Genomic DNA, 10,492 nt, shown 5'->3' on the forward strand with positions numbered 1-10,492 from the left:
TTACACTGGTAAAGCAATAACCAGCTTCTCATCTTGCTGATTCAACTGCTCATTTTTACCAAGCAAAATATTGTTTTCCAATGAGTTAAGTAAGCTATTTATGTCATTAAACTTATTGGTTAACAAACGATTATTGTGACTAGATGATAAACCAGTCAATAAATTGTCGTAAGAATCTCTAGCCCATCTACGATAAGCTTGAAGCACCATGGTATATTTAGCTCCAGCAGTTTCGACTAAGGTATCCGCATGATGGTAATGACCTAATCTAGTGTAAAGAGTTGACTCAATATAAATAGCTTTGGGCATCATATCTAAAACATGAGTGATAAAATCAATTATTAAAGCTGCATGTTCTTGGGTTATGGTATTTTTACCATTTCGATTATTCCCCTGCTCGATCCACCCGATCAATTTCATCAAAAAGGTACAAAGCTCATTCCGTTGCTGCGCCAAAGTGACCAACAAAGGAGCTATAATCTCAGGTATAGGTTCATGTTCTTGATAAATACCTAGCAACTCATGTGCTGCCATTACACTACCAATATAAGACGAAAGTTTTTCAAGATAAAACAATTGATTTTGCGTTTGGATTTCGACGGCTATCTTGTCGATGGATGCTTGAATTTTTTCCAGTTTCTTCGATAAATATACCGTTTGGATAACAATCGCACCAAGAATGATTCCTGTCGATAAGCCTGCGGCAAGAAAGATACTTTGCTTAACTGCAGCGCTTGCTTTTGCAAGCTCTACTACGTTAACCCCCTCACTAAGATCTACAGTCATCTCCTTGAATGGTAAATGCTTAACAATACTCCCTGCACCATCAATTAATTTCTTGCCTTTTGACCAGTAAACAATACCCTCGCGCAACCGCATGTGACCTGACTTAATTAGCTCAATGATTTCCGGATCAACCTTGTCCCAATCTGGTACCATTATTGTTCTAATTGTATTACTAATCATTACAACTCCTTGTTTAGCAAATATTATTTGAATGGATTATCGTTACGTCGCAGTTCTCGGAGCATTGCAATATGAATAACACAGGGTAAAGTAACGTTAACATTTGGGGCATCGGCAAATACACTAAAAATCCCACCCAATACTCCCAATGGACTTGATATCATCAGCACTCTTGGCACGAGTGCCGCACCAACCGCTGCACCACCAAATGCCGATGCAAGGACCCTAGTTACAATAGCGAAATCTTTGCTGCTCCAGTCAAGCGCATTATCAATCTTGCATTGATAATCTTTACTCATTCTCTCGACAAATGCCGAACGATCAGCTTGCGTCATCTTGTCCAATTGCAATTTCATGACCTTAGCGACAATAGCTTTTTCAATTGCAAGAGCACTATCTTTATCTTTAGCACTGACCGAGCAACCAATTGAACGGGCAGTATATTGCAGTAAATTGAGATAGGTTCCCCCCTTTCCGGTAATAAGATTCATCACTGTTGAATTACCAAAAGTTTGCAATTCAGCGCAGATCTCTTGCCATACTAGCGCCAAGTCATGCTTATTCTTTTTAAACCTTGGGTTAGTCGTTAGTGTCTCAGTGGTTCTAAGTTTACCAGTTTTGTCTTTAGTCAAATATTTAACAAGTGGTGTCAGTTGCTTATGAGTGCAAAGGGAAAGAAACTGTAAATCATCATCTTCCCGGTACATGTAGTTCCGCTTCACAAAATCCATATTAGTTCCCTTTTATAAACAGCTTGCATACTGACGTCTTCTTCACTACCTAATTTTTTCAGAGGGCAAATCGCTAAACGCTCAACTTTATTTTTCGCAAGCAACACCTCGGCGCGGTTAAGCTAAAAGTGGGTTGCACTCTAATCGGCGGTCAGTTCGCGATGAAACTTCTCAACCGAAATCGATTAAAGTTATTCACACTAGCCAGCGCGGCAGGCTGGTGTTGACACGAAATACTAAATTAAGCTTAAAAACCATTGGGTGGCATGGTATCTCTTTGACTTAAAAACGTGAATGTTTGAGATGGATATTTGCCAACCAAAATACAGGTTTTTACAGCCAAAAAACGAGAGGTAAATCAATTTAATACCTGTTCTATTCATCAGTAAAATCCCACCAAGGTTTTTCATTTTTCCTCTTCTCCTTATATGCCTTAAAAGCATCATAATCAGGCTTAAGAATAACGAACCTAATTACAAGCAACACAGCAATGATGAGAATCAAAGGCATGAATCGAATAAGCATTCCAACAAACAAGTCCATAGAAATGAATCCTTCGTAATAGAATGATTATAATGACTATTTAGTATATGCCGGGCGAAAAAGCTTTTTACCGTTCAACTACCAGTGAGATGCAAGGCTAGATTAGCGCGAAGATCTATCGCAATATCGGGATCGACTTGATCAATAACATGTTGTTGCTGTAACCAATGCCTTAACTTTCGACCAGTTCTTCCAGCATTAGATACTTCAAGGAATGCTAGTAGGATTTCAAACACTAGAAGTTTTTCCGGTATGTCAGGATAAAAATTCATATCAATCATCAAGATTTTCTGCAAATCAATGCCTAATGATTTAATACAAGCAAAACTCAACTCCAACGAACCATTGGACGCAGCTTTGTTGAAAATCTTTAGCCAATTGGCGATTGCAGTCATATCACTATCAACTGGTTCAGCAATATCATCTACAAACGTTACGTCCTGTTTGCGTAGAAATGCTGGGATATCAAGGCAATCAAGCACTGAACTGCTATACACTGGCGCGGCAAAACAAAGAGATACAACCCCTGCCCCTACCGAACCAAACCCCGCTTCACCGGCTGCACGAGTGTGCCTTATAGTTCGCAACTCTGGTAAACCGTCAGCTTTTTGGTCACGTACGGCGACCAACACACAGCAGGTTTGCTCACAAAGCAAACTATACTTAACGGCAATTTCCTCAGGTTTCTTGCTGCTCGACAATCTTTGGTAAGCAGCCAAACGTGATAGAGTTGCATTACCAATCCCTCGAAAATGTCTTACCGGGATTGACTGATTTTGCTGCATAATTTCAATATTCACGTAGGTTTTTGGTGATATTTCAGTCTCAGATGTGGCATAGCATTGATATCCATCACCCGTAAACAGTAACTGTTTATCAACTTGCTCATTAATTGGTATCGGCCAATGTATTTTAAGATCTGTTATCTCTGGCTGACGGCATCGTTTAAATTGTCCCACAATCGCATCTGCCATCGACTCGTTTGGCGATACATAGATGGCTGAAGCGCCAGTACTGCGTGACAATTTATTCAGAAAAGCTTCGTTTACTGCAGAACCCACGCCCACACTGAATAATCGTATATTTGCTTTTGTTGCATCCGCGATTATTGCCGCGGTATCCCACACTTCACCATCAGTGATCAGCAACATTTGCGTCGCAAATTCTGCATGCCGTCCAGTTTTGCGAGCCAAGTTTAATGCTGCTGCAATTTCAGTTCCCCCCATGTTGGCATCTAGCTGGTTGATGTATGCATGAAGTTTTGCAAGATGCTCACTATCGGCAGGAACAGGGGATGGAAACAAACTTTGTGCTTGAGACCCAAAGGAGATGATGTTGAACCAGTCTGATGGCTTGAGAAGTGTTTTAATTGCGACGAAGGCCTTACGTACCTGCTCAATGGCATCTCCGCACATTGAACCTGAGCGGTCAACAATAAACTGGAAGCACTGAGCTGACTCATTGTGGTTATCTGAGGATGGTAATAGCAGGTTGGCGCAGTACTGCAACCCAAAAGCACTCTTTTCAACTAGAATTTCGCCAGTAAATGAAGGTAATGCTTCTAGTGTAATTATGATGTCCCTATCAGGAATAACCCTATCCCCTGATAAAATTAAAGAATTCTCTTCTCGTTTTACTGTTAATGAATGACTTGGACTGGTAACTAATGAGGAAGATAATTCACCATTAACCGTCAGATTAAATGTTAAGCGTGCGCCATTATCTAGTGTGTGCTCAATCTGTTGATAATCTTGTAAATTTGCTGATCGCTGATGTCCGTAACGGTCACCAATTGTACACGGAAAATAAAACCGCAGTTTACGGTCTTGCCAGTTCAGGACTTGGGCATATTGAATAGAAATGGTAACGTCATCATTAGGTAGCAAATTACCAACATTGAGACAATATAACCCATCATTCAACCGCTCCAGTAATACTGCACTGTCACCTTCTGCTATGGCACCTTCGTATTTATCAGTTCCGATAGCTTTTGGCGTCACTTCACCTGTGAACTGACGCTCACCAATCGCCATAGATAACCCTAAAATGACCGCATCTAGTGGTAACGTAAATGAGAATATGGCTTCAATAGGGCAAGTTTCACGATTTACAAATTCGTGAACCAATTCGACTTCACTGATAGCTCCATTCAGTTGCGCATTAACTAAACTGTGCTTTAAAACAATGTCATGATTAAACCCAAATCCTTCAGAATTACCTAGCGCTATGTTATTCATCACATTGTTGTTCATTTTCCACCCCACCATTATTTTTAGGCAAAGAGCACTGCATAACCTGCTGATAGCTACTTACCATTGCAGGAACTAACATCCTTAACTGCTCACTACTCACACCTGCCGCAACTGGGTCAATCATTAGTGTCAGCCCTTGGCCCAGATACAAATGACTAATTACACGCATGTCCCCTGCTTTGGGTTGCATATCAGGCAACTCAGGTTCATTTGCATAATTCAGTAATTCTTGAATTCGCTCTAAAGACAGCCCCGCACTTTGCCAACGTTTAATTTTTAGCAATTGCTCAACATGTTCTGTGTCGTACCAGGCTCCACGACCAGCGCCATGAGGCCCTTTAATCAGCCCCTTTTGCAGATAAAACCTGATCGTTCTAACTGGAAAGTCGAGCAATCTTGCCAGATCGCTGATGCCATATTTTTCTTGCATCCTGTACCTCCATTTAAACTTCACTCAAATGTATACACTAGAGATGTATAGATCAAGTGTAATGAATAATAATTTTTATGACGTTTGAATCAATAGAGAAAAAATTAACAATAAGGATAGGTTGATTAGCTTCAAACTCTATCGGTGACCCATGTTCTTTCTGGTATTAAAATTTTTCTATGTAATATCTAAACCCATCTTATTTTGTTCTGGTCTAATCCATTTTGAGACAGTATGGTCAATAAATTAAGAGGTCTATATGAGTCTGAAGAAATCACATAAGAGTTATCCGCAGGCATTTAAAGATGAAGCTGTCTTGATGGTGCTAGAACAAGGTTATAGCGTTGCCGATGCGGAAAAGTCTCTTGGAGTTAGCACGAGCCTGCTTTACAACTGGAAGGAAAAGCACCAAGCCCTGAAACAAGGTGTCACCTTAGAAGAGTCTGAGCGTGATGAGTTGAAGCGATTGCGTAGAGAAAACAAAGAATGACGAATGGAGAAAGAAATTCTAAAATACCCAAGGGGCACGCCGAGGCAAGCGCCTTCTTTGCGAGAGAAATGAAGTAAGATTTCGTTTCATCAAACTGCAATCTCACCTGTTTCCCATAGCACTGTTATGTCGAGTAATGACTGTCAGTAAGTCAGGCTATTACGATTGGCATAAACGCCCTGCAAACGTGATAAGCCTTGAAACACTGAAGCTTTATCGCCTTGTTCGACAGCTATTTAAGCAAAGTCGAGGCAGCTTAGGGAATCGTGAAATGGTGAAGAAATTACGCAAGGAAGGCTACCACGTTGGTCGCTATCTCGTTCGTAATATTATGCACCGCCTTCGACTTAAAGCAACCCAGCGACGCGCTTACAAGGTGACTACGCAGCGAAAACACTCAGACGCAGTGGCTGATAACCTGTTAAATATGAACTTTAATCCAGTATCGGCTAATGAGGTCTGGGCGGGTGACGTGACCTATTTAAAGACGGGTGAGGGCTGGATGTATTTAGCAGTGGTGATGGATTTATATTCACGCCGGATTGTGGGATGGCACATAGACAAACGCATGACCACAGATTTGATATCTAAGGCATTAATAAAAGCCTACAACCTGCGACAACCAGCGCGAGGGCTGGTATTTCACAGTGACCGAGGCTCGCAATATACCAGTAAGCAATTCGGTAGGCTGCTATCGAGCTATGGTATCCGAGCCAGCATGGGTGATGTGGGGGCGTGTTAGGCAACTGCTCCTGCGTTGCTCTACCTCCTGCATCCATGGAGTCGTGGGATAATGCCGTTGTTGAGCGATTCTTTGACAGCTTAAAACACGATTGGATTTTTAAAGTTAATCAACCAACAAGGGAGTTTATGAAGCAAGATGTGACTGCTTACATGAAATATTACAACTTGGAGCGGCTGCATTCTGCTAATGACGATCTGTCACCGGTAGAGTTTGAAAATTCTCAAGTAAAAGTGTCCAGTTTGGGTTGACCAATACAGAATAAACGGGTCCACCGACATAAACCTGCCAAGGTTATAGTCGTAAATCCGGCCGTTCATATGAACGCATACAAGCTATGATAAGTTATACTCAACTTGAGTTGGCTGATATCATGTTGTTTAAATCTGGTAACGTTATCACTGACTATGACAGAGCAAGAAACAGAAATTGAAACTCAAGCGGTCACCTATGCGAAAGCAAATCGTACTCGGATAGCTCGAGAACTGACCGATTTGGACAAGTTTCCAGCTGATCAACAACCTGTGTCTATTTTTATGTGCGGCTCTCCTGGCGCTGGAAAAACCGAAGCTTCAAAAGCGTTTCTTGAAATGTTTGATGAAACGGGAATTATTAGGCTTGACCCTGATGAGCTAAGAGTCTTCTTCCAAGAGTACACTGGTGAAAATTCATTCCTCTTTCAGAAAGCTGTCAGCCTTATTGTTGAACGAACCCTAGACAGAATTTTTAACAACAACCAAAGTTTCATCTTAGATGGTACTTTTTCAAACTTTGATATCGCTTGTAAAAATATCGAGCGCTCACTAAAGCGAAATCGAGCCGTGCTCATCATCTTTGTTTATCAAGAACCTACACTAGCCTGGGAGTTTGTCCAAGCAAGAGAAAAGCTTGAAGGCAGACGCATTTTACCTACTACATTTATCGATCAATTCTTAAATTCGCAAGAGGTAGTCCGGCAAGTCAAAGCCAAATATGGCGCGGCAATCAAGATAGATTTACTGATAAAGAACAATGATGGTAGCACTCGTATTTACCATGATAACATTACGGATGTTGAGCATCATATAAAGAAAAAATACTCTCGCACAGAATTAATAAGACTGCTAAACTTGCCACCTGAGCCTATTTTTTAGGCTGTTTTATGTGAGAAATCTATGTCGACCAATACAGCTAAAATTAACGTTACTACATCCAAGCTTTCAGCCTTTGTTATGAACGCAAGTTCAGCAGAGAAAAAACGTGTGTATACTCAAGTTATCAAGAAAGCGACTGAGTCACAGAATAAAATGATTATTGAAGCCAAATCCATGGCAGTGTAATTCATTGGTTTTGTGAATAAAGCCCCGTTAGGGGCTTTTCCTATTTCCTCTGCATCATCACCAACACTCTTCAAGATTCATTCCCCCTCTCGTGCTGCAGGGTGCGTATGATGATAAACCTCCTTTAGCTTACCAATCGTCACCTGGGTATAGACTTGTGTTGTCGAAATATCTGCATGGCCTACCTGCTCTTGGATATAGCGAATGTCGGCACCATTTTCTAACATTGCGGTAGCGGTGGTATGTCGATACAAATTACATGCACCAGGTTTATCTACGCCAGCCCGCCGCACGTACTTAGACACCAAAGCGGTAAGCTGCCTATCGGTAAATGGGAGACCGTCATTATTCAAAAATAACACTGAACCTGATGCGAATATGGCAAAGCTGGGGCAAACATTGTTAACGTACTGCTTAACCCACTGACATGCACGTTTTGCGATCGGAATAACCCTATCTTTCTTGCCTTTACCTTGTTCAATTCGCACAACAAAATTTTCAAAATCAATGTCATTTAACTTTAATCGCCCCAATTCGGCTCTGCGGATCCCTGTAGCATAATAGGTTTCCAAAATCGCACGATCACGTAGACCAATATCACCATGCATTGCCGTCTGTTTAAAAATGGCATCTATCTCTACGTCGACCAAAAAACCTTTTGGGAGTCTTCGTGGTAGCCTGGGAAGCTTAAAGCGTAACGTAGGATCTTCACTGAGATAACTTATACTCATGTATGTTGATGATATAACAAGTTTTTTCCAATTATTTGCCGCAAAGTTTGAGTATGTCTTAGGGTATCACCCGACAGTCTACTTTGAAGCCGCGGAACAATATTGGGAAAAGCAGATGATTGAAGCACAATCTAACGCGCCTCAATAATCACCTACTAGCGAACCTTTTTGCTTAAACCCTTACTCACATCTAAGCAGCCAACGCCCACAAACAGCGAACTATCAGATAAAATCGGCAATATACTGCACATTACAGTATCCGACCTGCAACCCACGTTTCCAATACATCAGCCAGTTTAATGAGTTGTTCTTGATGCTTGGATTTGTTTTTCGCTAGGTTTTGGATATTCAATAACTTCCATCTCACCGCAGGTAGTGCCGCAATGCTCGGTTCATCAAACAATGACCAATCAGGCTGACCCTGTTTAAAGGATAATAAAAAGTCTCTATCTTTTGCAGTAAAGTGATGCTGCAACGCTGTTAGCATTTCTGAGCGAGTTAAAAGCAGCTCATTGAGTTTAATCGGCTTTGTCGTCATTCCATTGAATTCAGTTTGAAAGCTTTCATCAAGCGGTTTCCAGCGTGGAGACATCACTTCATTAATGGGCCTTGGATGGCTAAGTGTATAAGTGAGAAAGCCGACTAAAATATCTCGACTGATCCCCTCTTCCGCCAGCAGCATTTTCACATCGAAAAGATCCCTTGGGTGCTGTCTATCCATCGCTGCACATAACTTACCACCGTATAGATCAGGCAGGCTTACAACGGGGATCTCTGCGTACCCAAATTCTTCTTCAACTAACTCAACGACTGGCATTAATACCGCTTTGTGTAGCGTACCTCTCGCAACAGGAGAGACTTCAATTTTTATTGTGACTCTATCACTTGTCACGACAACCCTGAGCTCATCATATTTATTGTCTTGAAATACTGCACTAAGGTTCGGTTGTAGATTGATCTGCGCAGTCAAACGACCAAGCGCTTCCTTCACACTTTGTAGCGCTTGTTCCCTTGGCTCCAAAGGAAGATAAGCCAAATCGATATCGACCGATAAGCGTGGGAAGTTGCGTACAAATAGGTTGATAGCCGTACCGCCCTTTAGGGCAAATACCTTCTCTTGGGCGACGAGCGGCAACATCCGAATAAGCAAGGTCACTTGCTGGTAGTATATCGATGACTTATTCATATTGATTTTCTTCTGTCTTAATAAACGATGCTGGCACTGTTATTTGATACCGCCCATCGTAACGGCCATGAGCCACCACCTGACGCTTTCCCGCACCAAGCGTGATTTGCTGCTCATCTAGCCTTTTGCTCCACTGGTGTTGATAGTAGTGGCCTAAAAAGAGAAATACGCGATTAGCTTGTACGGCTTCACTTCGATTTAGTATTGACTGTATTTTACGTGGGCTGAGATTCACTAACCCTTGAAACAGCTCCGCGGCATGCTCAAAACTGATATGTTTGCCAATGGCATTGACGACCTCATAGGCGGCAAGCTCCGCACAACTTGCCTTAACTTCCCTATTGTTCACCCCTATAGTAATAAAGTCTTTTTCCAACGTTTGGGTCAGCTTGCTACTGGTATAGAAAAGCCAATTTTGCTCCTCCAATTCGCGGAACCACTTTGGCAACGCCTGCTTACTTTGACAGCCAACCCAAACTTGTTTGCTGCTTAGTTGAAGATAATGACTAAGCCCTTGATGCGTTAGGCTACTGACTCCCGCAAGGTGAACAGGAAGCTTTAGCTGCTCATTCACAGCCTTGAGCGCTTCAACCCAATGAGGCTGTAACTTGCCTGTTGACTTAGGACGAACATAAACCCCCGCACTTATCTTGTACAACCAACCACTCTGCACATATTTTCTCACCAAAGATGAGCTGATCTCATTTTGTGTCAACCACGACTGAAGCACTACCGCACCAGGACTCGTATGATTAATCAGCCAGTTTATTTTTGATGACATAGTTGCACCATAAGTACCAAAATATAGAGTAAATTAAACCAACTATAGAAGCAGAGTTTATAAATTGCAATTACTTAGTACCTTAGGTACATGTTTATCGAAAAATGCAAACTAGCAGAATGAGGGGAAGATTAGTTACCAGTAAAAGGCTAAGGAGGGATACTTACTTAAAACGTTAAACTTAACCCCTGAGCGGCTTTGTTTCCTAAATCGAGTGAGCGAACAACACTCTCATCATTGTTCAAATATCAAGCTACATAGTGGGTTTCAGGCATACCTAGCCCAGTAAGTTTGTTCAAAGCCCTAATCATCGCGTAAGCT

Annotated in this window: 10 protein-coding genes and 1 pseudogene; 3 read left to right on the forward strand and 8 right to left on the reverse strand. The window is 41.7% G+C overall.

Going from position 1 to position 10,492, the window contains the following annotated elements; translation table 11 throughout:
* The 5 genes from IEY09_RS18200 to IEY09_RS18220 form a co-directional block, all read right to left on the reverse strand.
* Entirely contained in the window at window positions 1–966 is a 966-nt protein-coding gene (locus IEY09_RS18200) for a hypothetical protein (protein WP_156143204.1), read from the reverse strand.
* A gap of 23 nt (window positions 967–989) precedes the next feature.
* On the reverse strand, window positions 990–1,697 hold the full coding sequence (locus IEY09_RS18205) for a DUF3944 domain-containing protein (RefSeq protein WP_188872165.1): 708 nt from the start codon (window positions 1,695–1,697) through the stop codon (window positions 990–992).
* A 375-nt stretch (window positions 1,698–2,072) separates the two neighbouring features.
* Window positions 2,073–2,240: a hypothetical protein gene (locus IEY09_RS18210; RefSeq protein WP_156143203.1), complete on the reverse strand. Its 168-nt coding sequence runs from the start codon at window positions 2,238–2,240 to the stop codon at window positions 2,073–2,075.
* 74 nt (window positions 2,241–2,314) lie between these two features.
* Window positions 2,315–4,492 carry a VIT domain-containing protein gene (locus IEY09_RS18215; protein ID WP_188872167.1) on the reverse strand — a complete coding sequence of 726 codons (2,178 nt, stop codon included), beginning with the start codon at window positions 4,490–4,492 and terminating at the stop codon, window positions 2,315–2,317.
* On the reverse strand, window positions 4,470–4,922 hold the full coding sequence (locus tag IEY09_RS18220) for a MerR family transcriptional regulator (protein WP_188872169.1): 453 nt from the start codon (window positions 4,920–4,922) through the stop codon (window positions 4,470–4,472). Before IEY09_RS18220 ends, IEY09_RS18215 begins: the two co-directional genes overlap by 23 nt.
* A gap of 259 nt (window positions 4,923–5,181) precedes the next feature.
* Here IEY09_RS18220 and IEY09_RS18225 point away from each other — a divergent pair.
* From IEY09_RS18225 to IEY09_RS18240, 3 genes and pseudogenes are all read left to right on the forward strand, one after another.
* Window positions 5,182–6,405 (forward strand): annotated as a pseudogene (locus IEY09_RS18225) (IS3 family transposase).
* Window positions 6,406–6,561: 156 nt separating this feature from the next.
* Complete coding sequence (locus IEY09_RS18235) at window positions 6,562–7,287, forward strand: zeta toxin family protein (protein ID WP_188872173.1); 726 nt, start codon at window positions 6,562–6,564, stop codon at window positions 7,285–7,287.
* A 21-nt stretch (window positions 7,288–7,308) separates the two neighbouring features.
* Entirely contained in the window at window positions 7,309–7,473 is a 165-nt protein-coding gene (locus IEY09_RS18240) for a hypothetical protein (protein WP_014610884.1), read from the forward strand.
* Window positions 7,474–7,550: 77 nt separating this feature from the next.
* Here the strand turns inward: IEY09_RS18240 and IEY09_RS18245 are convergent, their stop codons facing one another.
* The 3 genes from IEY09_RS18245 to IEY09_RS18255 form a co-directional block, all read right to left on the reverse strand.
* Window positions 7,551–8,123 carry a tyrosine-type recombinase/integrase gene (locus IEY09_RS18245; protein WP_188872174.1) on the reverse strand — a complete coding sequence of 191 codons (573 nt, stop codon included), beginning with the start codon at window positions 8,121–8,123 and terminating at the stop codon, window positions 7,551–7,553.
* 331 nt (window positions 8,124–8,454) lie between these two features.
* Complete coding sequence (locus tag IEY09_RS18250; RefSeq protein ID WP_188872176.1) at window positions 8,455–9,390, reverse strand: nucleotidyl transferase AbiEii/AbiGii toxin family protein; 936 nt, start codon at window positions 9,388–9,390, stop codon at window positions 8,455–8,457.
* Window positions 9,383–10,171, reverse strand: coding sequence for a type IV toxin-antitoxin system AbiEi family antitoxin (locus tag IEY09_RS18255; protein WP_188872178.1), 789 nt, complete (start codon window positions 10,169–10,171; stop codon window positions 9,383–9,385). Before IEY09_RS18255 ends, IEY09_RS18250 begins: the two co-directional genes overlap by 8 nt.
* Between the last annotated feature and the right edge of the window lie 321 nt (window positions 10,172–10,492).

Source organism: Shewanella xiamenensis, from assembly GCF_014647135.1.
Lineage (GTDB): Bacteria > Pseudomonadota > Gammaproteobacteria > Enterobacterales > Shewanellaceae > Shewanella > Shewanella xiamenensis.